Genomic DNA, 22944 nt, shown 5'->3' with positions numbered 1-22944 from the left:
AATATCTGGAAACGGTACTCAATGCGGGTCTCAAAAAACTGGGTGAAATTTAACAAAATGTTCACGCTCTCACCCTGCTCATCTGCCAGTCCTTGAAGGAACCCGTGGCCTGCCCGTGGGAGCGACGGCTCTGGGGTTCACTCTGGCTTGGGCTGTTTCGCAAAGAGCAGTGCCAGCTCGCACCGAGCATCCAGAGTGTCCCTTATCCACTGCGACTTACTCTTGCCTTCCATCTTGGCCACCAGCTCATAGGTAGCCAGCTGTTCTTCCGTGAGCTGGACCGCGCCCAACCGGGCCGTGCGCTTCATCTCATCGGGTTTATGGGGGGCACCACGCCGCCGATTGCTGTCAGATTCTTGCATTTATTACACCTGTAAAAATTGCATCAGCATCAGGGTTTAGTATAATAAATACAGGTGTAATAAATCAAAGTTGTTTTTTCCGCCGCGAGCCACCCGCTCATGAACCGCGAGGTACAACATGCACTTCATCACCGACGTACAAGGCAATGAGCCAGAGCTGCTGACCCCTTCATTGGCCACCCAAACCCTGCGCATCATCGTGCAATCGGTGTCCGATTATCCGCCCATCGAGTTCCCGGCACCGGAAGGCGGTTGGACACACCAGCAGCTCTGCGACCTGCATCTGGGCTTGCCCGAGCGGGCCTGCGCCGACGCCTATCTTGGTATGGAGTGGATTGGTTCCACCGAAGTGTGATCTAGCAGTTAAGGAGTCAGCCATGTTCTCGTTGCTCACAAAGGCCTACACCCTCGTAGACAGCCAGCTCACCGACCCACCAGCGGTTGCCCAAAGGGCTGAGAATAAGTCGCGCAGCAGCATGACTGACGAAGAATGGCTCAACGACTGGCTCAATAACGACGACTTCTCCAACTTCTTCGACGAGAAGGTACGGCATGAACGCACTTCGATGGACGATGATTTTGACGCCGCGATGATGCACCGGGACAACATGTTCGATAACGCCATGAGTCCGTTGTATGACAACCACGAAGAACCTATCCAGAGTTACTGCAACGACGATTGGGCGGATATATCTGCTGGCAGTTCGTTCGACAGCTTCAACAGCTTCGACGGATCATTAGACATGGGTTCTGGGAGTATTGGCGGCGGTTTAGACTCCGATTGGTAGTGCGGATCTCCTTCGAGGACTAGATGTTCGATTCAGGTGTAAAAATCCCCTTCGCCATCCAGGTAAGCACAGGGGCCATTGTCTCGGTAGATGAAGTCGATCGCGGACTCCGTTGTGGATGTCGCTGCCCGAGCTGCAATGCCCTTCTGGTTGCGAGGAAGGGGGAGAAGAGAACTCACTATTTTGCTCATCACGATGATAGCGGCAAGGATTGTAAGCTGGCCTTCGAGACCAGCGTCCGGCTGATGCTGCTCTCCCGGCTCGATACCCTGACCTCCATCAGCACGCCATCCCGCACCCTCCCGTTTGGCAACGAGCGCAGGCAGGTTTCAGAACGACGCTCGGGTATCATTGTCCGCCATGTTCCTCAAGCCACCAGCCAAGGTACCGCAGCCGGTCTCTTCCAGGTGGTGAATAGTCCAAAACATCATCTTGCCCTGCACTTCCCGGCAGTGGAGGATCCCCTGACCCCACACTGGCTAGATCAGTTCGTCGCCCAGCACCCCGGCTGTGGTGTGCTGGCCGTGGATTACGCCGAGTTCGCGTGGCACCTCAACTCCGATGAGCGCCCGGAAGGCATGGATACCATCTCCTGGGTGTTCACCCTCCTGTCGCAGCAAAGCAGTTGCCTTTCCTGGATATATCATCCCCACGATCAGCACAAATTGGCTCAGTGGCAGGCCGAGAAGCTGGCCCGTGAGCAGCAGGAGGCAGAGCGTCAAGCTGAGCGTCAGGCACAGTGGCAACAGGAGTTGGAGGCGCGGCAGCGGGAAGAACGCGCTAAACAAGATCGGATTTGGGCTTGGCGAAAGAAGCAGAAGCAAGAGCGACTGGAACGTGAACGGCGGGCGCGGGATCCAGTAGAACTCCAGCGCATGAAGGAAGAGGCCCTGCTGCGTGAAGAGCGCGAACAATCTCTCATGGATAGAGCGCCGCCGCCGGACGCCGCACCCACTGTCACGCCCCAACCACAGGGATCAATGTCCTTGGGATACTGCCGCTACTGTCGGCTTCCCCCCAACAACAGCGGCCTCGACGAACAGGGTTTCTGCTACCGCGAGCTCTGCGTGCAGTCGCGTAGTCCCAAGCCCGCGTCGGTTGCCACCAGCCGTTATCAGTATGGGCAGGCTCGCTATGCCAGTAGGCACTGGACCGATTGGGCAGAAGACCCCGATCCCCCGCGTGACCGCAGTAACGATTGTCCGCACTGCGGTGGTGACAAGGGGAAGGGGGTTCGAGGTTGGTGGTGTGAGCATTGCGAGCCGAACGGATGAGAGCTGATCCCCAGACCTTGCACCTCGCTACCCAGAGCAGCGCAATTCCCTTCCGGCGAGCAAGACAGGCATTAAACAACCCGAGAAAGGGAAAAGACTGGCACGACGCTAATACCCGCCTGCCGGTCCAAGGGCTTCGCTCGCTCAATGAGCGACATACGCGGGCAACTGGTCGCGAAACAAGCGCACGCTTAGGTGATCGCGCGGGTTGAGGGTGAGCGAGTGATTGATCAGCCGCCATGCCTCGTCGTTGTCCCCCATGAACATGTTGGCCACTATGGCGCTGTGCAGCAGCGCGAAGTAGGTGTGGTTGGATTCCTCCCTCCAGTCCATGGAGCCTGTGAAGTCGGTGGGGATGAGGGCAGCGGTGAGGGCCAGACCCTTCTCGGCGTACTCCAGGGCAGTCTCCGGCTCGTCGGAAGCGTAGTGCGCGGCCAGAGAGGCGATCACGCCAAGGTTTTGCGGCTCTTCCCGGTGCAGTGCTTGGAGAGACCAGACGAACTCGTTGTCCGTGGTGGACTCACTCACCAATGAATCGAGCAGCGATCGGTAGGGTTGCTCAGCTGCCGCAGGAAACACAAACCTGCCTTCGTTTTCGATAATCTCAAACTCCAACCTTGCACTCATAGCCATCTCCAGCAGTGTGAGGGGACTCAGTGTGGCACGAGGCGGGTCAGGATGAGAAGGTCTGGCACTAACAGGCACATGAGCGTGCTCAACCCATCACCAGCAAAGAGATCACGCCGGTGGTGGGACAAGCACAGGATAAGTGTGAGGGGAGGGAGAGGGAGAGGGCGGGTTCTACTCAGTGGATGACGACGGTATGCGCCAGGGCCTCGTTCCAGCACCGCAACGCTTGCTGGATGTTGCCCATATCCACATAGCCCATGGCGTCCTCTAACCGATAGTCTGTGTTCTCCGCTGTCGGGTCGAAGCCACAGCAACATTCCACATAGACCTCGCAGCCATCCACAGCCACCCGCTCAGCGACAACCCGAAAGTCGGTGTTGTTACCGCACTGCGGGCAGGGGGTCACAATCGCGTTGGGTTTCAGCGATACGTCTTTCTTACGCATGACTACCTCTCTCTTAGGCTTCAAGGGCGCTCAGTCGGGCTAGAGTAAATGCGCGGGCCTGGGGTTTCCAGAAGAGGCTTATGGCATCGTTTAGCATCGTCAGCTCATCGTCGGAGATCACTTCCTCAGAGCACAGAACGCTGCACATGCCCTGCAACTCATAGCGAAGTTTCCACGCCGATTGCTCGGACTGGCAAGCCTCCATCTCGTTTAACAACTCCACGAAGCGAAAGGTAGTGAGTGGGGACATATTCGTGGTTAAAAGAGCATCAAGCAGAGCCTTTTTTTCCATTGTGGGCATTGTGGTCATGGCTATCTCCAAGTGGCGGTCATGTGCGGTCATTTGATAAATGCAATATATAATCCCCATGGGATAGTCACAAGCACTTAATAATCTCTTTGGTTTTCTACCATCTCTTTCTCCATCCTCGCGTTATCGCCCCGTCGATTCTTGGAATGGCTGCGTAACAGATACCGACCCCAATGATGCTCACCGGATAAGGGGGCTCGACCTACTCCACTGCGACACCCAGCGTGCTGCATCTCCTCAGCCGGACCAGGTCGCCTTTGCCAACGTCAAAGTCCTCGGTGGAAGTCAGGATCCCCTCGCTCGTTCTCCAGCTGTCCTGGTCTCACGGCTCGGCGAGGTCGGCTTCACACCGGCGGAGTGGGGGAGGCTGCACTCCCTCAAGGACATCAACACAATCCGGCAGAACGCCAGCTCCAGGAACGACATCCGTCGTGGCCACTCCAGCTCCGGCCAGGCATAGCGCCACCAGCTCCACCAAGGACAACGTCGTACCGAGGGCTACCGAGATACCAGGGTGAGACACCGCTGACTGGCGTGACTGGAGGCGTGCGACGCAGTCGCGGGAGCCTCCCTGTCCTCCATCTACCGCCACCTGCATTGAGGCGATCTGATCCCCGGTCGACGACGCTGGCCACTGGCGTGCCGATCGGCGTCATGGGGGGATAGGTGCCGCACACACTCCTCGAAGGACAAGGACACAGTGCCCGGTCATGAGCTCCGGGAACGCGGCATCGCTGGCCACTGGAACACCGGCCAGGTGGACCGACCCTCAGTACACCAAGGACAACCACCCGCCGGGCTGATCCATGATCCCAGGTCGACGACGCTGGCCACCCGGGTGCTCCTCTGGGCGACGCGGCTGAAACTGACACCTCGCACTGCATGAAGGACATCTGCCCTGGGGAACCTGGTACCCCAACCACAAAACGCTGGCCACAGGCGTCGCGTCCCAAGAGATGCGGCATGTCACAGTCCACGAAGGAGCGCACCAAATTCAGATGTCCGATCGGCAATGCTGGCCACGGGAGGGGCTGACACAGGATGAGAGAACAGGAGGGGACTGGAGGTGATGAGGGCTTCACAACGAATATGTTCAGCATCTCCACGAGGGACATCCACTGCTGGTCATCCGTACCTGGTAATCAACGCAGGCCTCCGCACCCTTCGGCGAGGTTGCTCAAGACCCACATTCTCCATCAAGGACATCTCAGGTTCGGCCAAGAGCCCGGGATCTGCCTGGCTGCAACTCCGGTACTGTCGGCGATGAGCGGCATGGGTTTTGTGTTGTCCCCGAGGGACGCTAGGGCAGCCTGCAACTGGTGTTCTTTGCCGTGTGACTCGGGGGGCTAGCCGACTGATGCGCGTCCGTTGGCCGCGTGGCTCGGAGACTCGCCAACACTGATGCGCGTCCGTTGGCCGCGTGGCTCGGAGACTCGCCAGCACTGATGCGCGTCCGTTGGCCGCGTGGCTCGGAGACTCGCCAGCACTGATGCGCGTCCGTTGGCCGCGTGGCTCGCGCCACAATGCACAAGGCCCCGTCAGGGGCCCTGTAGTTGGTTGGTAGGTGGTGGAATGTTATCCACAGAAACGCTGGACAACTCATGCCGGAATCTGTGGGTAATTGATTAAAACTCTGGCGGAACAACGTAGTACAAGGTGCCCTCGATTTTTCGTTGGAAGCTTTTGAGTTCCTTCATGTGGCAGGAAACGACACCATCGGCACAGGCCTCAAAAAACGCTGCTTCGTATGCTGTGGAGTTGTCGTCAAGGATCACAGTGGCCTTTTTGTTGTCTCGATGGGTTTTCCTGTGTTTGAGAACGTCATGAACGCGAAGGATTTCAGATAAGCGATGGTTCGAGGAGTCTAATGCCGAACCCAGTGCCTCAAGGTTTATCTGCTCGTGGTCATGGCTATCCAACTGTTGAGGGGCCGGATCCCCCTCTTGCTGGGTAGGCATGGCCGTAGCGGTGTCAGGAGTCGAGGCATCCATCTCGGTAAGCGGGGTTTCGGTCTTTCTCGCACGTTCTGCGTCACGCTCTGAGCGCCAGAACACGCCCTTAAACTCGTCGCCACCCCACACTTTCCCAGTTGATTTATTGAGAATCTCTTCTCCGCTTGCACTCAACTTGCAGTGCGCTTCAAACACCCCTTCGGCTACCTCGTGCTGGACGACGACGGGCAAGCCTGCCTTGTCTTGAGACCGTGCCAGCGTCCCGGCCAGATTCAACGTTTGCAGTACGGCATCCGGGCTTTGCATCAACTGCTGGCTCAACGGCGTAAGACGAAGATACGTTGCGCCCTCTACCTGGTGGTAGAGTACCTTCCCCTCACCGCGCTGGTTGCCCACCCACTCGATCCATGCTGTCGCTTTTTCCGTTTCGCCGGTGTTCGACTGAGCTTCATCACGTACAGATTCGGGAGCCTGATGTGGTGCTGGTGCGGTCTGTGCCTCCGTTAAACGTCTCTGCCGTTTTGACATTGACCATTGCGGTGAGTTGGGCTGCTGACCGCTTTCGCTTGTGGTATCAGGTTGTGGTGGCACTGCTGGAGCTGCTACCGGCGGCACGGGCTTGTTCCTGAGACGATTTGGCCCGCCGCTAAAAGCGTTGCCTCCCGGTGTTACCGCCTGCACTCCGCTGCTGGTGTCCTGGCGTTGCTGGTCGATTGCTGGCGTCTCGACAGAGTCAGCGGTGGTTTCAACGCTGGCGACTTCAACGGCACTGTCACTCACCACCGTGGCACTTTCATTTTCGACCCCTGTAACGCCCTGTGCTGCATCGGCTACCAAAGTGGCTGCATTGGTACTCGCGCCAGCCAGAACGCTCTCCTGCGCATCACCATGGGCCATAGCGTCGTCTTCTGTTGGCTCTCGCGGGTCGCATGGCACTTCGGCCTCCACCTGAGCCTCTTCGCTTGATTCGGCAGTAGCGGGTTGGGCTCCTGATGGTTCTGTAGCGATGGGGGGTTGTTCTGCCGGTGTCTCGACCTGCTCATTGGCTGCCGCTGCCGCCCGTTGCTGTCGCTCCAGCTCAACCTGCGCTTCGGCCTTCTCCCTGGCCTCCTTGATCGCTTGTTCTTCACGCTCGACTTTCAACCGCTCCAGCTTGGCCTCTTCCTCCTTCGCTTTCTCTTCGCGCTGCTTGACCCTCGCCTGCATCTCCTTAGCGGTGTGTGCAGTCGGCTGGTAAAGCTTGCCCTTTTCGAAGTGCAGCATGTTGCCTTCTCGACTCAACAACAGCACTCCAGGTCTGGACTCCGGCATCACGCCAGATCCGAAGGCGTAATGGACGGACTTGAGCTTTACAACGGCAATCCAGTCTTGACCCACGCGCTTGATCGCGATGTTCTCTTGCGCTGTGAAGGCCTGCTCAGTGGTGTACTCCCCAGGCATCCAAAACGAGCAACGGGTCGTGCTGTCGGTAGCCTCTACGATGTGCTGCTCAACGAGCAGGTTGTAGACCTCATGGACATCCTTGGGTGCCTTCACGCCATGCACCGCGATGTCCTGCATGATCGTGTTGAGGGCATTCGGGAAGGCCAAATACGCATCCCCGCCAATCGTCCACACCATCCCGCTGCGCTGGTTGATCTTCCAATTCGGCGTTAAGCGTTGGCAGGCATGGATGAAATGAGTTGCGAGGGAGTAGTTGCGGCGGCCCGTATCGCGTGAGTGGCGGCCCTTGATGTCCTGCAACGTAGAGTAGCTATCGCCCTGTCGCAGTGCTTGAGCGATGTAGCTGTCTCGCTCGGCGTAATGGCTGATTGCCTCGTCGATTTCCGTGAACATGTCGTCGGTCTTGCAGGCGAGCAGGTATTCCTTGGCTTCGTTGGTCAGCACGGCGCTTAACACGTAGTTTGCGGCCCGCTCGTGGCTCTTGGCTCGGCCTGGCCGGTACTCTACCCGATAGCTGTTAACCCCGTGCTTGAGCGCCCAGGCCGTTAAAGACTCCAGGCGCGGCTCCCACATCAGGTTGCCGTTGTCGACGCTGTATACGCGAACGTCCATGAAGACTTTGCCGATGTCGTGGAGGAGGGCGGCGATGAACACGGCGTAGAAATAGCGAGAGCGTCGGATGGTTTCAAGATCGGAATGCGTCTTTGCAGGGAGGTCGGTGTTGTAGGCAGCTCCCAGCGCCGTCTTCGCAACTTCCAGGCTATGCGACAGTAGTCCGCCTGCTTCGATGTGGTGGTAGTCTTCGCTGGCAGGCAGCAAATGAACATATTCAGCGGTACGCCAAATAACCCCGTGAATAAGTTTGTTTGGATTGAATTGCGGGTGTCCGTCCGATAGCCCAGAGCGTTTAACGATGTCGTTAATGGTCTTCGCGTGCGGGGCGAGAACATCGTCGATGGATAACAGCTGGATCCCAATGATTGGCATCGGGGAATAAAATACGCCGTTCGGGACGACCGTCTTACCGGAGACTGTTTTCACCTCCGTGAGCAGATCGCTACGGGTTACCTTTTTCGATTTCGGAAATAACCTAATACATTTGGCTACGAGTTTAAATGCCAATTCCTTCATGGGCCACCTCAAAAAAAATGGGGCTACCCCAATAGCCCCACACAGAAAACTTTCAACATTACACTATTCCGGCAATGCTCTTCACCGTGGTAGCAAAGAGCTTGGTATCTTCATCACTAAAATGGTGCATGATGAAATCGCGCATCGTCGCTTGTTCAGAAAGCAGAGTCAGGAACAATTCGGCTGAGTAGGGCCGGCCCTGCCGCCGCGCTACGTTGGTGACGTAATTAAAATGTTCAGTGATGGCATTGATGGGATACATCAACTTCTTGAACGTCATTTCTCGCTGCTCATCTGGGACAACCCCTGCATACCATAGACGATCAGTTTCGAGTGCCAAACCGTCGATGGTTGGGATGAGTTTGACGAAACGCACCATCTTCGGATGGTTGATATAAAACTTAAACACATCGTCTCGTTCACTGAAAACAATATCCAGCCCCTCAATATCTGGGGATTTGGACAACACTTTGAGCGAAGCGCGATCTGCTTCTACGCTGTCGTTGGCGTTCTTGAAGAGAAAGTCCAGCCAGTCGAGAATCTTCTTCTGGTTGGCCGGGTCTGATGCCGTCATGCGCAACAGGGTGCCGACACGCAGGAACGCATAATGCGTTTTCTGGAAGCTACCCGAGACAAATCGGCTCACCATCCAGCTCTTGGCGTTGAGATTGAGTACAGCCATACCGGCATCCGGTTTAAATTCGTTGCTCGCTCTCACATGGCGCCCGGCTGGTTTAGAAACTGCTCCAGCAGCGGGTCGAGCTGCGATATTTTCTCCGCTTCGTCCTGTATTTGCTGCGCCGTTGAGTTTATTGGCAGATTGCTGCTGCTGTTCAGTTGCCATTGGTACTTCCTCTGTGATTTTTTCAATTGAACGTTCATGTCGTGCAGGTGGTCTTGCAAAGACCGGATTTGAGCTAATTGCTGCTCAGTTTTGATAATTAGGTCCAACTCCCATACTTGGGCCAGATGACCAAATTGCGATGGCTGGTAGTGCCCAGTTTTTAATGGGGGTACGTCCACACCAAAAACCTTTTTCCCCCTAGCGCCAGTCCGACTCGGGTGATAATTCCGCCAACGAATGTAAATTTTCCCATTTGCTGGGTGCCGACGCACGAAAGGGGCAAACCTCCCAAGCTGGCGCTTGTCTTCCGGGAGGTGTGCCTGGCTACGGTTTTTCATCTGGAACTTGGCCCAGTACCGGTCACACACTGCCCGTGCCAGGTCGTACAGTGCATCCGAGGTTTGCATGACAGTACCCTGAACCTCAATGGCGATTGCCTCACAAGCCCCAGAGACATCATCAAAATCCGTCATTTTGTTACCCCTGATTTTCCTAAATATATTTGTGTGAAACTTTGGATTATTCACACAAACGCAATTGGTTTTCGGCGTGCCCGGTATGCCAGAAGCCGGTCCAAAGGTCAGTTTTCGATCCAGCCAAGTAACAATACCTGATTCGACAGGATAGTTAAAGGCGTTTTACTATGCGCCAAAGTGCCAAATTCTTCACACAAATTTGTGTGATGATTTTTGCTAACCGGGGGAGTTGGTAGTGCATCCTTGTAACTTCACGCCCGGGGCAATTTTCTGGCCAGATGAGCCGTCAGAACTGCATCTGGCGAACGATCGGCAAAATCATTCGCATAAGTTTGTGTGAATAATTTGGATACCTCTTCGCTGTTAGACACAGTTTAGGGTGTCATATGGGTCGCACAAATCGACATGAGTCCATACCTAAAAAATCCTTCGCACAAATTTGTGTGAATAATTTGGATTCCTCGGCGCTTTTCAATACTGCCGCGGTTTCGGATGGGTCTCAAATGTCCTCATCAGAGCAATCATAAAAATCCTTCGCACAAATTTGTGTGAATAAATTCGATTTTAATGCCCTACCTTGCTGCGGCTTGAGGGAGGTCACTCTTGCGTTTTGGAAAGTGATTTGGGTGAGGAGGGGGGACGGTATGGCGGGTCGCCAAGGCGAAAAAAAGGGGCCCGTTGGCCCCTCTCGTGCTACTGGTTTTACGACTTACTACTTGAAATTTGCAAGGTCATTCGAGGTCATCGTCGGCCTGCTACGGGTGGAACTCTTACCACTCGGCTGATTTCCAGCCTCCGCTTTCTTGGCTACTTCTTGTGTGGCCTTTTCAAGGGCCGAGGATCCTTCCGGGTTATTTCGTTCGAAGTCGTCAATATAACTGAACATGATCTGCAAGAGGGCGACTACCCTTTTCGACTTTGTTGCATCGTTGAGCAGATATTCCAGCACCGGCGGAATTTCAATCTTGCCGTTGAGTGCCAATCGTAGTTTCGAACCCATCGCCGGGTCCGTCAGATGTTTCACTACGGCGTCAGGCGCTACTCTTATTTGGATGCGGCGATCGGAATCGGTAAAATCAGACATCGAATACCCCTTTGAGATAGGCGTTCCCAATATCGAGGCCGACATTAACACCCGTAGAGTGTATGCCAAACGCACAGGTAAAGGACGGATCCATTAATTTCGAACCATCCGGCTCCATGATTTGGAACTGGTCAATGGTGTAAATGGAATAGCGAGAAGGCATTTCAGCAATCAGCGCATCTACAAACGTTGCATCGTGTACGGCACCGCCGCTGAGGACAATCGCTTTAATGCGGTCCTGATAGCCCTGGAACTTGTTCACCAGCTCGGGGAAATACGTTGCCACATAGCTTTGGACGATTTCTTTCTTGGCGTCGACGCAGCTTTCCCATTCGCTGGCGTAGAGGTTCTTGCCCCAGCTCGGTGCTGTTTCGGTATGCCAAGCTTTTTCTGCGGTATCTGGTTGGAGGCCGAACTGCTCTTTCATTCTGCTAATGCAATGTCTGATACCAGCGACGCGGGCATGAGTGTCACGCTTAATTTCGCCGTCGACTACCAGCAAACTTTGCCAGTCACCGCCGCCAATCTGGAATATGCCAAAAGTCATTGCGGTATTAGGTATGACGTTGCGGACCGCTTCTGTTTCGTACAGTACCGGCACATCCTCCGGCTTTAATTTCACACGGCAAAGTTGAATAGGCGCATCGGTTCTGCCGCTACGGAACCTAATCTCAGCCACTAACCCGGCGAGCAGCTTGTGATCTTCCTGATTCAATACGTTGCTGCTCTTATCTGTGCGAAACTCGTCGATGTAGTTTGCTGCTGCCGACAAGCCGATTGAGATGGTGTGGTCACCAGGGCCAAGGCCTTTGGCCAATAACGCTTGAATATACCGCTGATAATGTTTGTCTTGAATGGACCCACCAATGAGGCGTTGACCAGATCCACCATAATCCTTAGCATCATCACCAATGAGATATTCTGAATTGCCTTCTACGAGGACAATCGAGTTTTTGAGTTCTATCGGGTCACGACTATTTGTGACGGCGCAAAGGTCTGGTTTGAAGTGGACTGTTCTCATTTTCTTAAACTCCGTTCGTGCGTGCGTGTGTGATATTCCATTTGGTTGCTATGTGAATTTTCCTGCTATGCGCGGTTGGTTGTCAAGCCACAATGTAGTTTAAAGCGGTTAGCTGACTAACCAGATAGGCCTTCTATACGACTCATACAATGTCCTTAAAGGAAACCAAGCGAGTGCAATAGTGCTCTTTCGGGCTTCTTGCTGGTTAAGCAACAGACCACTATTGATTACAAACTGGCTAGGCGTATACTCGAATTTAGCAAGATAAATATCAATATCTGTGGTTATGGGGCACTTAACGGGAGTGTGAGGTCGACTATGTATAGTGTTGGCGGCATGGTGAAAGGGGTGTGTCTATCCCTGTTTGGGGCAGGTCTGGTTGGGTGTTCTTCTGGCCCGTCGATGCAGTACAACCGTTCTGAGACGGGTTATAGCGCCCAGTACGAACGGGTGGCCGATAGCGTTACCCTGCTGGGTGCGCGTTCGATTGCCTCTTCAACGGCGGAACTCGGCGTGACGGCCCTCTCTTATGATCAAGCCGTCTCGGATGCGGACTTCGACTATCTCTCCCACGCCTATGCGCCCGGCAACTTAGAGGAGCTAACCGATCTGGTTTGCGGTTCTGGCTCGACCAAACGCAACCCTGTTGTAGGGGTGCCAGAGGTTCAGTTCTATGTCGACGGCTCACCGATGCAGATGCGTTTCGCGGAAACCCCCGGGCGTTATGGCACCGTGTTTGGCGTGAACAGTGATTATTGCGATGGTGGAACGCTCGATGCGGTGTTCATGAGCTCGATTGGCAGCATTGGTGAAGTCCCATGGCTGGTAGAGGCGAAGCGCAGTATTCATCTGGTACGCAATGGCCACTTCTTTCTTGAAACGATGCCTTCCTTCGCCATGGTGAGTCGCAGTGAAGGGAGTGCCGTGTCCGGTCTGTTCCTGGTACGCGGGCAGCATCAGGTTGAGGTGCCGGTGTTCATCAACAAGCTTTACGCTTCGGATTTGAGCGAGGCCTACGTCTTCACTCCCACCTTCTTCGATAACCCGCTTCGGTGACGACTACATGGAATTTCTGAGGATACCTCCGCGCTACAAATCCGCCACTCTTGCTTCATTTGAGGCGAAAGATGAGAAGCAAGAGCGGGTGAAAGATGTGGTTTCCCGTTATGTCGCCACCTTCCAAGATCGGCTTGCCGAGGGGGTAGGCATGATCTTCACAGGGAGTGCCGGGACTGGCAAAACTCACCTGGGGTATGCGTTGTGTCGAGCTCTAGAAGAGCGGGGGCATACCGTTGTGTTTACGACTGCGCCCAAGGTCATTCGCAACATCAGGTCGGGTCGCCGGTACGATGCCGAGATCACGGAGCAACAGCTGATCGACTTCTATGCCGGGGTTGATCTGCTTGTGGTCGATGAAATCGGCGTGGGACTGAGTGGCGACTCGGATAGGTCGATTCTGTTCGACCTAATTTCCGAGCGGTATAACAAGTTGCTGCCGACGGTGGTCATTACCAATCTGAACAGTTCGGAATTGCCGGATGCACTGGGCCCGTCCTGCGTTGATCGGCTGATGCACGGGGGGATCAGCTTATCCTTTGCTTGGGATTCCCATCGGGTGTAGTGGCTTGCGAGCCGTCTCCTCCGTTCGCTCTTTCAGGGCAAGGTCGCGCGACCTCATCCAGCGAGAACAGCCGATCTTCGCCCTTTCGAACTGCACCATGACCCGCCCCGCCAGATCGTAACCCTCCAGCTGCTCCAAACGACCCGCTCTGTGAGAGCGGTACGCCAACGGTAGAGAAGGCATCTTTTCCAGTCCCTCTACGGCTCCACAGCCCCAGAACGCCCGCTGGCACCGTCAGGCCACCAGCAACTCCGCAGCCATTTTCCTGCCCTTCCTACGTCAATCCAGCCAATAATGCCGCAAAAATCACCTTCTAGCACTAGGCGGATCCCCTGAACTGAATATAATAGAAACTATCCTATCAGGTGAGATGAGAGCAATTATGAAAAAAGTCGGCATGGTGGCTTTGAGCGTGTTGTTAGCCATATCGGGGATGCAGGTATCAGCCGATCCGATGGCGGAACGCCAAGCGCAGCTAGAGAAAGAGCGTGAGGCCTACATGCAGGGCTTGGAGCGACAAAGCAATGCGGCCACGCTGGGTTGGCATTGGTACCAGGATCCCGCCGAGCAGGAGGTTGATGAAGCGGCACCCGATGAAGAAGCACCGGCACAACCGACTCCCGCACCCAATGAAGAAATGGTGCAAATCGACGTTAAGTGGCTACGCGAGAACCTTCCCAAGATGCTCGACGACGCCATGAACAACCCGGGCGACATGCAGAAGGTGAAGCTGTACTGGCTGGCCCAAAAAATGGCCGTGGATATGGCCACGAAATTCCAAGATGAAACCAGGCGGATGTATATCGCCAATCCGCAGCTGAATGAAGACAGCCGTCGGCCAGAAACCCAGTTCCAGCTGACGACGCATAACGAACAGGTGAAGGCGGGCAAAGCGGCGGCAGTCCAGAAGGTGTTCGACAAGGCGGGTCTGTGGTTCTTCTACTCCAGCACTTGCCAGTATTGCATCAAGGAAGGCCCGATCCTCAATTTCTTGGAACGGTTGTACAACGTCAACATCCTTGCCGTCTCCATGGATGGCCTGCCTCTCCCTGGTAGCGAGTTTGCCGATGTGGTTGTGGATGAGGGCGGAGTGATGGCGGCCAAGCTAAGCGTCGAGAAGACCCCGAGCATGTTCCTGGTCTCCAATGATGGCTCCAAGATCCACAAGGTCAGTGAGGGGCTGGTACCCATGGATGAACTTCTGGAAACCATCCTCTATGTGGCAAGGGGCGCTGGATTCATCACTGAGCAAGAGCTGCAAGACTCCCGCGATGTGCGCCAATTCCTGATGACGGATGAGGCCTCAATATCACCCTCCGGTGAGCTTGTCCGTGCTGAGGGCAGCCAGCCGGGCGAAAACGCCTCCAGCCTGATTGAAGTGTCCAAGTCCGACCTTGAGCGCAGTCCTGATGCTCTTATCGCGCAATTTGAAACCCGTCTGAATTATCCCAGCTACACCACGCAGCAGGTTAACTCGGCGCAACCACAAGGAGTTGAACAATGAAACGCTCTATACGTGCGCTACTGCTGATCATCAGTTGTGTGGCCAGTAGCTCCGCATTTGCGGAAAACCCCATGAAAACGGTGTTTGGGGACATGATGAGCAACAGCACTTCGGCCACCACGTTCAACACAGCCAAACGGTTCGGAGCCACCGGGGGCGGGTTTTCAGCTCGTATCCCGCGTGTTACCCCGAACATCATCTCGGTCGTGCCACCCAAGCTCAATGCGGGTTGCGGTGGTATCGACTTTTTCACTGGCTCGTTCTCGATTATCAACAAGGACCAGATGGTGCAAGTGATGCGTGGCATTGCTAACGGTGCAGCCACATACGCATTTTCAGTCGGGATGCAGGCAGTGTGCGCTACCTGTATGTCCACGCTGGAATCGTTGTCCGATACGCTCAACGAGCTCAACGCCAAGTCGCGTGATGCCTGTACCGCCACCAACGATATGCTGTCGAACAGTAAGCTGGGTAAGGAGACGATGAACCAGGTACGTGAGAACTCCCTCATCAATCCCCAGGCAATTTTCGGTGGTTTCTTTAGTGACCAGGGCGAGGCCGATACCTTCACCGGCAACAAAACCAATGCAGTAGTTACAGCCAACCCACAAGTGGCAAAAGATATGGAGTACAACCTGGTCTGGGACCAGCTTAACGAACAGACAGTGCAAAACTGGGCCATTGAGGGGGTCAGCTACAACTGGAGAGAGCTGATCCAATCGTTATTAGGCACCATGATCGTCAGCGTCAAGGCTGATTCGAGTGGCGAGAAAGTCATCAAAGCTACGCCCAAGACGGCCACCATGACAGCTCGGGATTTGTTGCTTTCCGCTGACCAGGTAACTGTTCTCAAGTGTGATGAGGCCGTTAAATGTATGAACCCGGGTCCGGTGACTGTTGCTGACTGGAAGGGGCTGGCTCAAACCATCTCTGAACGGCTTATCCTGCTGCACCCCGCCTTGCACACCCGCCAGTCCCTTACCCCGAGCGATCAAAAGTTCCTCAGCATTCTCACCGTCGAATTTTTGACGTACCTCGAAAAAACCCCTCCGGGACTGGCAACTCACAACATTGAGCTGTTCTCAAAGGTGATTGCCAATGAAGTCATCAGCAGCTCCATCAAGAGCTTCATCGTGCGGTTAAAGCACTGGATGGGAACGAATGCGCTGGACAAACAAGTGGCCTATATCGATCAGCTCAACAAAGCCATGGACGACCTGGGTCAACAAATGGAGGCGATGACGGGCGAGACTGCCTTGGCCCAACAACGGTTGGCAAACAATCTCGCTACGATGCGCTTCCTCGTTGAAATTCAAGGCCAGGGTAAATAAGGATCGGGTTATGTGGGACGTATACGTTTCTGGCAATTTTGAGATGATCGTTGCGGCATACAACGCGCTGGCAATGATGTTTTCGGACGGTCATAACATCTACTACGGGGCAGCGGTTCTTGCGCTGCTCAAACTGCTCATTACCGCGCTGCAAAAGCTGGTCGACGACCAACAAAAACCGGTTCACAACTTCTTCTTTGGCCTCATCATTTTTATCATTCTCACTGGCCCACAGACGCGGGTCACGGTGCTAGTCGAGAGCCGGATCACCAGCCAGGTACAGACTATCGACAACGTACCGCTGCTGGTAGCTATCAGTGGCAGCGTGGCGACCACGCTGCTGTCACGGATAACCGACGATTTTCGCACCGCCTTTAGTGTCGTGACGCCACTAAACGGTTACGACGCATCTGACAGTGGTCATGGTGGGCTTGACCCGTTGCGGTCCTTGATGAAGTTGAATCAGGAGGATTATGCGACCGCTGTGGTTTGCATGATGAACGGCAACCTGGATCTGTGTGGGTCACTCAATAACTACATGCGTGAATGCGTCGGTCGGGACATGATCACCGGAGGGCCAGCTCAGGAAATCACATGGACCAAAATCCTGAACTCACCGCCAACCGATGCGTTGCTCTCGGTCAAGAGCACCAATACGTTTTGGCAGACGCAGACCGTGGTCAAATCCGGTACCCCCGCTGTTAAAACCTGCGCTGACATGTGGACGTACTTGGTGAACCAATTGCAAAGTCCCGAGTTCAAGGCTGCTGTTACTAGATACAACACGGCCATGGGGATAAAGGATGAGGCTGTCCAGCAGGCCACCAGGATGTTCACAGGCTCGGGTATCGGCATGTACGAGATGTCGCTACAACGCTTGGTCTGGTCCCAAGTGAAGAAAGGGACGCGAGAAGCGCAAGACTCGGTCGGTCGTCAAACCGCAGAAATGCAGTACACAGCGAGCGAACAGCGCCTTGTGAAAATGGCCTCCTCATACGAAATGTTCAACGAACTCGCCCCCGCGTTGATCACCTTCTTCGAGTTTTTTGCCATCTTCGTCGCCCCGGTCATGCTTCTCATGCTCGTCACCGGTAGCTATGGCCTCCAGGCGGCGGGATCCTATGTGATGTTTGTGCTCTTCACGAATCTGTGGCCCCTGATTGCGGTGGGGGTGGAATCGTACATCAACTACGCGCTGTCCTCAGACATGAGTACGTCTGGAGATTTTGGCCCGGCAGCATTGAGCTGGAACGGGACGCCAGGGGTCGCAGAAAAGGCCCAAACCTATCTGGCTGTTGGTTCAATGATGATGGCCGCCATACCATCGTTGGCCATGGCTGTCCTCTACAAAGGGGTGCAAGGGATGGCTGGGGTTGCGTCCAAGGCCTCCCCAGAGGCACCGGTCAATTCACACTATGTCGCACCCAACATCAGCACTGCGCCGGATAACGGCAAGACTGCCATGGGCGAGCAAACTGCGTCCTGGGATCCCAATTCGTTCGCAGGTAGCGTGGTGGGCGGTGCTGAGAACCTGGGGCTTACCGCAGACATAGGCGGGTCTGTAAAACAGTCGTTAGATAGGTCATATGGTTCTGCTGTTGCTCAGCAGCGAACCTCGGCAGCCCAATTCCAGAATAGCGTCCAAGAAATGGTCGCCATGGCTAATACGGCTGGTAGTAATCAATCGTTCTCAAGAGAAGAAGGCCAGCAGCTACAACATGGGGCAGCTGCCTTGGCTAATTCGAAAAAAATCATTCAGGAGCGGTTGGGTGTCAGTGAGGAGCAAGCCACTCAGATTGCCAAGAATGGTAGCAAAGGCTATGAATCAGCACTGCAAGGGTTCTTGGGTTTCAACATTGCAGGCACGGGAGGTGGGTACAAAACATCTTCCGGGGATAAATATAGCGAATCCACCAGTAAGTCCACCGGTACCACCAGAACAACGGGTTACGATAGGTCGACAGCAAAATCCACCGACCTGACAGCCAGTGAGCAAGCGACATTAAACGAGGCCAGCAAATTCCTCAGAGGAGAAACACTTTCGAATAGTGCTGAGTATCGCAATGCAGCGACCAGAGTTGCGACGGCGTCTGAGAACTATGCAGAGAATCGGTCGACGACCGAGCAAATGCGAGAGGCAAGGGATTACGTGCAGTCAGGCGCGTTAGCTGCTAAGACCGACTTTGGCCGACTTGGGCAAACAGGTGAAAAAATTAATGCAGCGGCCTTCTTACAGAATATGGCCTCTGACCCGACAAATCGTGAGTCCTTGGTCAAGGCTGGCGTCATAGAGAGTGATGGGACGTTATCAAAGGACGCGGAGAAATCGCTACAAGGTTATTATGAAAATGCGATGAGCCGCTCCAATCATACCTTGAGCGAGGTTGCAGCCTGGTCCGTTGCAAGTGCAAGTTTACTTGGCGAAACGGCGTTTAAGTTGGTTGGTGGCTTGGACAATGATGATAGGAATGTGGCCCACGAGATGTTGACCAGACTGGACAAATCCAATCCAGATGTTGGTTTACAACAGATGATCAAGATGCTCGAAACAACGTCTCATCATGACGAAATTACCACGCACGCCGGTGTCGGCAATGTCAACGAGGTAATAGGAGGTGCCCAAGGCCAAACCAGCAGTGGCATGAGTACGCTGCAAGGTCAGGTTGAGGCTAATCAGGCAAGTGCAGAGGGAGCGATCACGGCGGGTGCGGGCGGAATACCGGGAGAGCATCAGGTGCATAGGGGGACGGTCGCTAGCGATCACGCATACGACAACGGTAGGCAGGACGTTCCACCGTTACTCTTGAAACCAAATCAGGATCCGGTCAAAGCCGCGATTGAACAAACAGGTACAGATGGGCATCAGACCCGTGTTGATGCAAATAATTTGCAAGAAACAGCGGATCGCAAGCTGAAAGACCACAAATATGCTGCGAGCCCCGAAGGTAGTGGAACGAACTTGGCAATTTCTGTAATGAACTTGACCTATCCAGGTGAAGCACCACGAACACCGACTGGGGAGGGGAAAGGGTCTGATCAGGGGATGGTCAACACCGATGTGCCAGCAGGTGTGCAAGAAGGCAAGAGACCAGTAACGCCTGATGAACAGTTGCCGTTGTGGAAAAGGTAGTTCCCACTTAGAACTGGGGGCCTCGCCCTCGCAGCGGCGGGGAGAAGTCACAGATAGTAATCCAGTCATCGCTGGGAATTAAATAAAGGCCACTCGTATCGTTCGGGTGGCCTTTGTCTTTCTGGCGATGAACCACCATTGAGCCGGAAAGCCAATAAGCGTTAAGCCTTAACTACCGGCAATTCCGCCAGGTTGGTAGTGTACCTGGGGCTCAACCGCTCACGCTTGATCATGGAGGACAGGTCTCGATGGCCCCGGGCGGCGAAGTACACCTTCCCCAGCTTGCCGCTGTGATTGATGGCGTCGACCACATTCATCAGGGCCTCGCGGCGGGGGTCGATGTGGTCCGCTGCAAACAGATCGCCCTGACGTAGGCCCTTTGGCTGGATGTCAGAGAGCATGATGCCTGCTTTGCTGAACGGGTAGCCATCACGCCATGTGCCGGTGAGCAGGGGTTCAAGGGTGGCCAGCAACACACGGGGGTCATCAGTTGGCACGACCAGGCCGGTGCTTGCCTGATTGGCGTATTGCGGCCCTTTGGTGTCAAACATGCTTGTCTGCATGAAGATGCTGATGTGCTGACAACAGACGCCTTCGCGCCTCAATTTCTCTGTCGCCAACTCGATGAACACGGCGAGGGATTGGCGCATAACGTCCCTGTTCGAAATCCGCTCACCGAAGGTGCGTGACACGATGACTTGCTGCCTGCACTTGACCATCTCCTCCAGGCCTGCGCAGGGGATCCCCCGCAGCTCCAGTGCCGTGCGCTCCACGAGCACCCCATAGCGCCGTCGCAGGATCTTTGGGTCGGCTGCGGCGAGGTCCGCCGCTGTTCGGATGCCCTGGTCCACCAGCTTTGCGGATAGCTTGCGGCCAATGCCCCATACTTCATCGACGGGGGTGATCGCCATCAGCTTTGCCAGGCGGGCGGGGTCGCTGAGATCCACGACCCCCCCGGTCTTGGGCCACCGCTTGCTGGCGGCACTGGCTAGCTTTGCAATAACTTTCGTAGGGCCAATGCCAACTCCCGAGCTGAGCCCGATCCATTGCAGCACCTTGGCCCGGATGGCGCGGCCATACTCCGTGGGATCACCAGCCCAAGCGGTGTCAATCGTTACCCAAGCTTCATCGACTGAATAAGGGACACATTGGTAGGTCATTGTACTGAGAATGGCCATGAATCTGGCTGAAAGGTCTCCATACAACGTGAAATTTGAACTAAATGCCACGCCGCCCTGGTGCTCATACCACTCTCGAATCTTGAAATAAACCTCGCCCATCTTGACGCCCAGCTTCTTGGCTTCGGCAGAACGCGATACAACGCAACCATCCGAAGACGACAAGACTACAATCGCTCGTCCTTTGAGATCTGGACGGAAGAGGCGCTCCATCTCGCAATAGGCTGAGTTTAGGTCCACCAGCGCGATCAACTTCTGTCCCATCCTATCGGCCCCACGTTTGGTGCAGCGCGAACGTCACCACCCCCCACACCTGGAAGTCCATTTCCTCGGTCAGATAGATGGTGGAGTACGCGGGATTGGCGGGCACCAGGGCAGGGCAGGGCTTGGTCTGGAGGCACTTAACGGTGAACTCGCCATCGAGCACGGCCAGGACAATGTCGCCATCCACGGCGGACACGGAGCGATCGATGATGAGTAGGTCGCCGTCCAGGATCCCCTTATCCCTCATGCTGTCGCCCGATGCCCGGACGAAAAACGTCGAGGCTGGAGAACGAACACAGAGCTGATTGAGGTCAATTGAGTGATCGGAAAATGTCGAACAGGGGTTGGGGAACCCGCAACTGACCCGATCTGCAAAGAGGGGCAAAGGCAAAAGGGGATGTTCACTTGAGGTCATGACGGGACACTGATTACTGGGTTTATATCCAGTATATCACGGTGGGCGAGCAGCCGCAGCGTGCAAGCAGGCCTCACCGTCCTCGGAGGAGATCGACCGCGGTCAAAGCCCCTCTTTTCGCAGGCGTAGCTGGGTTAAGCGCCCTTTCCGAGGCCCGGCCCGATGAGAACAGCGCGTGCAGTCCTTGCACGCAAGATCCGTCAGATTGTGCTCCTTGATGAACACATCAAACGGAACTGGCTTACCGAACAGATACCCCTGCAAGAGGTGGACACCTCTGCTGGCCAGATACTCAGCCTGTTCACGGGTCTCCACGCCTTCCGCCACAATCACCTGGTTCAGCCGGTTGGCCAAATCTATGAGGTTTTCGATGATGTGGCTCGACACGCTTTCCTTGCCGATGAGGTTTACAAAGGAGCGATCAATCTTGAGGAAATCAATGTGGAAGGATTGTAGATAGGCATGAGTGGAATTGCCGGTGCCGAAATCGTCTATGGCCAGTTTCACGCCTAGTTCATTTAGTCGCTTGAACAAGGTGAGAACGTGGTCATCATCCATGAACAACTGCCGCTCGGTCAGTTCCAGCACCAGCTGTACAGAACCGGTCGGGAAGCGACTCAGGAAGCGGGTACATTCATGCAGCAGCGCATTGTCTTTGCAATGCGTGGCGCTGATATTGAAGGCCACATGAAAGCCCTTGGGCAGCAGTTCGATACGACACACCAGCAGGTCAGCGACCTTCCTCATCATCTGTACCGTCATGTCGCAGATCAGGCCACTTTCCTCGGCCAGGGGAATGAACTGGTCAGGGCGGATCAGTACCCCAGATGGGCGCTGCCAGCGCATCAGCACTTCGGTGCCGATGATCCGCTTACCGTCGCGGTCCATGACGGGTTGGAAATAGGGCACAAACTCCGCCGCCCGCAACCCATGCGCCAACTCTGTGTAGAGAGATCTGGGTCTGCCGACGCTGCTGTACACCGCCCCAGCGAGCAACAACGAGAGGAGCAGGCAGGTTTGCAACAGGTAGCGTTGGTCCTCCATTACCTCATACCAAGAGGCGGTGGTGTTCACGCCGGTGTGAACGGCATAGGGGTATTTCTTAGAGTCCGTGGTGGAAATCGTGGAATAGGTAGTAAGCGGGGGAGTCGTGCGATATTCGCCGTTGGCATCGAGCCAGGCATTACCGATGTGCAGCCAGCCCTGTGTACGGCTACCGGTCAGCTTCAACATGTATTGAATGGTTGACCCCTCGATCACGGCAAGCGCGGCAGTGGTGCTCTTGGTGCTGCGCACGATCAAGAGGGGCACATTGGACCGAACAAACCCTCCTGATACGAGCGAGAGCTGCCCGCCGGTGAAGGCCCCTACGTCGGTGAGTTGCGTTGAGCCCAGCAATGATGAGCAGTTGACGCTCCCCTCCTTGACCAGGTTGACCGACGACAAGAATGGTTTGAAGGCGGCGATGGCACGAAGCTCAGGGAACGCTAGATCGCATGAAAGGTCGCGGTGAAGCAGGGCCGCCTGGTTGGCCTGAGAGGCAAAATCAATGAGGTCGTCTACGAGCTCAACAGAGCGTGCGCTAGCTGTCTCGCTGAGCTGGATGAGTTCGTTCATATGGGCTTGCTTGGCTGTCCATAGTCCGCTGGCCATGGGCAGAATGAGTAAGTATTCACCGGAACAGTATTGACACAGGAAAAATGAGACGATCGTCTCTTGATCCCACTTTCCTGCTTGCTTG

Annotated in this window: 19 protein-coding genes; 8 read left to right on the top strand and 11 right to left on the bottom strand. The window is 55.1% G+C overall.

Going from position 1 to position 22944, the window contains the following annotated elements; genetic code table 11:
• Positions 1-137 precede the first annotated feature (137 nt).
• Complete coding sequence (locus PG892_RS16510; protein ID WP_101617246.1) at positions 138-362, bottom strand: hypothetical protein; 225 nt, start codon at positions 360-362, stop codon at positions 138-140.
• Positions 363-480: 118 nt separating this feature from the next.
• On the opposite strand from PG892_RS16510, the gene PG892_RS16505 reads away from it, so the two are divergent.
• The 3 genes from PG892_RS16505 to PG892_RS16495 are packed head-to-tail and all read left to right on the top strand — an operon-like array spanning position 481 to position 2424.
• Positions 481-717, top strand: a complete 237-nt coding sequence (locus PG892_RS16505; protein WP_101617243.1) for a hypothetical protein — start codon at positions 481-483, stop codon at positions 715-717.
• A 22-nt stretch (positions 718-739) separates the two neighbouring features.
• Positions 740-1150 carry a hypothetical protein gene (locus tag PG892_RS16500; RefSeq protein ID WP_101617241.1) on the top strand — a complete coding sequence of 137 codons (411 nt, stop codon included), beginning with the start codon at positions 740-742 and terminating at the stop codon, positions 1148-1150.
• 23 nt (positions 1151-1173) lie between these two features.
• Positions 1174-2424 (top strand): hypothetical protein, encoded by a 1251-nt coding sequence (locus PG892_RS16495; protein ID WP_270825591.1) that lies wholly within the window; start codon positions 1174-1176, stop codon positions 2422-2424.
• Positions 2425-2568: 144 nt separating this feature from the next.
• On the opposite strand, the gene PG892_RS16490 is transcribed toward PG892_RS16495, so the two are convergent.
• The 7 genes from PG892_RS16490 to PG892_RS16460 form a co-directional block, all read right to left on the bottom strand.
• Positions 2569-2952 (bottom strand): hypothetical protein, encoded by a 384-nt coding sequence (locus PG892_RS16490; RefSeq protein WP_270825590.1) that lies wholly within the window; start codon positions 2950-2952, stop codon positions 2569-2571.
• 277 nt (positions 2953-3229) lie between these two features.
• Positions 3230-3499, bottom strand: a complete 270-nt coding sequence (locus PG892_RS16485) for a hypothetical protein (protein WP_101617235.1) — start codon at positions 3497-3499, stop codon at positions 3230-3232.
• Positions 3500-3512: 13 nt separating this feature from the next.
• Positions 3513-3809 (bottom strand): hypothetical protein, encoded by a 297-nt coding sequence (locus PG892_RS16480; protein ID WP_148248197.1) that lies wholly within the window; start codon positions 3807-3809, stop codon positions 3513-3515.
• Positions 3810-5434: 1625 nt separating this feature from the next.
• Positions 5435-8335 carry a MobH family relaxase gene (gene mobH, locus PG892_RS16475; RefSeq protein WP_270825589.1) on the bottom strand — a complete coding sequence of 967 codons (2901 nt, stop codon included), beginning with the start codon at positions 8333-8335 and terminating at the stop codon, positions 5435-5437.
• A gap of 714 nt (positions 8336-9049) precedes the next feature.
• Positions 9050-9652, bottom strand: coding sequence for a conjugative transfer protein MobI(A/C) (gene mobI, locus PG892_RS16470; RefSeq protein ID WP_101617227.1), 603 nt, complete (start codon positions 9650-9652; stop codon positions 9050-9052).
• A gap of 715 nt (positions 9653-10367) precedes the next feature.
• Positions 10368-10739, bottom strand: a complete 372-nt coding sequence (locus PG892_RS16465; RefSeq protein ID WP_270825588.1) for a hypothetical protein — start codon at positions 10737-10739, stop codon at positions 10368-10370.
• Positions 10732-11760: a hypothetical protein gene (locus PG892_RS16460; RefSeq protein WP_109422211.1), complete on the bottom strand. Its 1029-nt coding sequence runs from the start codon at positions 11758-11760 to the stop codon at positions 10732-10734. Before PG892_RS16460 ends, PG892_RS16465 begins: the two co-directional genes overlap by 8 nt.
• A gap of 402 nt (positions 11761-12162) precedes the next feature.
• Here PG892_RS16460 and PG892_RS16455 point away from each other — a divergent pair, with 402 nt between their 5' ends.
• From PG892_RS16455 to PG892_RS16435, 5 genes are all read left to right on the top strand, one after another.
• Positions 12163-12816: a hypothetical protein gene (locus PG892_RS16455; protein WP_148248193.1), complete on the top strand. Its 654-nt coding sequence runs from the start codon at positions 12163-12165 to the stop codon at positions 12814-12816.
• A 7-nt stretch (positions 12817-12823) separates the two neighbouring features.
• Positions 12824-13381: an ATP-binding protein gene (locus tag PG892_RS16450; RefSeq protein ID WP_101617218.1), complete on the top strand. Its 558-nt coding sequence runs from the start codon at positions 12824-12826 to the stop codon at positions 13379-13381.
• A 382-nt stretch (positions 13382-13763) separates the two neighbouring features.
• The gene (traF, locus tag PG892_RS16445) at positions 13764-14885 is read left to right on the top strand and encodes a conjugal transfer protein TraF (RefSeq protein WP_263685781.1); all 1122 of its coding nucleotides are present in this window, start codon (positions 13764-13766) and stop codon (positions 14883-14885) included.
• Positions 14882-16216, top strand: coding sequence for a conjugal transfer protein TraH (locus tag PG892_RS16440; protein WP_270825587.1), 1335 nt, complete (start codon positions 14882-14884; stop codon positions 16214-16216). Before traF ends, PG892_RS16440 begins: the two co-directional genes overlap by 4 nt.
• A gap of 10 nt (positions 16217-16226) precedes the next feature.
• Positions 16227-19346, top strand: a complete 3120-nt coding sequence (locus PG892_RS16435; RefSeq protein ID WP_270825586.1) for a conjugal transfer protein TraG N-terminal domain-containing protein — start codon at positions 16227-16229, stop codon at positions 19344-19346.
• Between the two features lie 161 nt (positions 19347-19507).
• Here PG892_RS16435 and umuC read toward each other — a convergent pair whose 3' ends face one another.
• The 3 genes from umuC to PG892_RS16420 all read right to left on the bottom strand — a co-directional run.
• Complete coding sequence (umuC, locus tag PG892_RS16430; RefSeq protein WP_101617210.1) at positions 19508-20788, bottom strand: translesion error-prone DNA polymerase V subunit UmuC; 1281 nt, start codon at positions 20786-20788, stop codon at positions 19508-19510.
• A gap of 1 nt (position 20789) precedes the next feature.
• Positions 20790-21203 (bottom strand): translesion error-prone DNA polymerase V autoproteolytic subunit, encoded by a 414-nt coding sequence (gene umuD / locus PG892_RS16425; protein ID WP_198497542.1) that lies wholly within the window; start codon positions 21201-21203, stop codon positions 20790-20792.
• Between the two features lie 102 nt (positions 21204-21305).
• Positions 21306-22944: cyclic diguanylate phosphodiesterase (locus PG892_RS16420; RefSeq protein ID WP_270825585.1), on the bottom strand; the 1639-nt coding region annotated here is incomplete at its 5' end.

Origin of the sequence: Aeromonas sp. QDB68 (genome assembly GCF_027707405.1) — a bacterium.
GTDB classification, from domain to species: domain Bacteria; phylum Pseudomonadota; class Gammaproteobacteria; order Enterobacterales; family Aeromonadaceae; genus Aeromonas; species Aeromonas caviae.
This window is presented reverse-complemented; position numbering and strand designations above follow the sequence as displayed.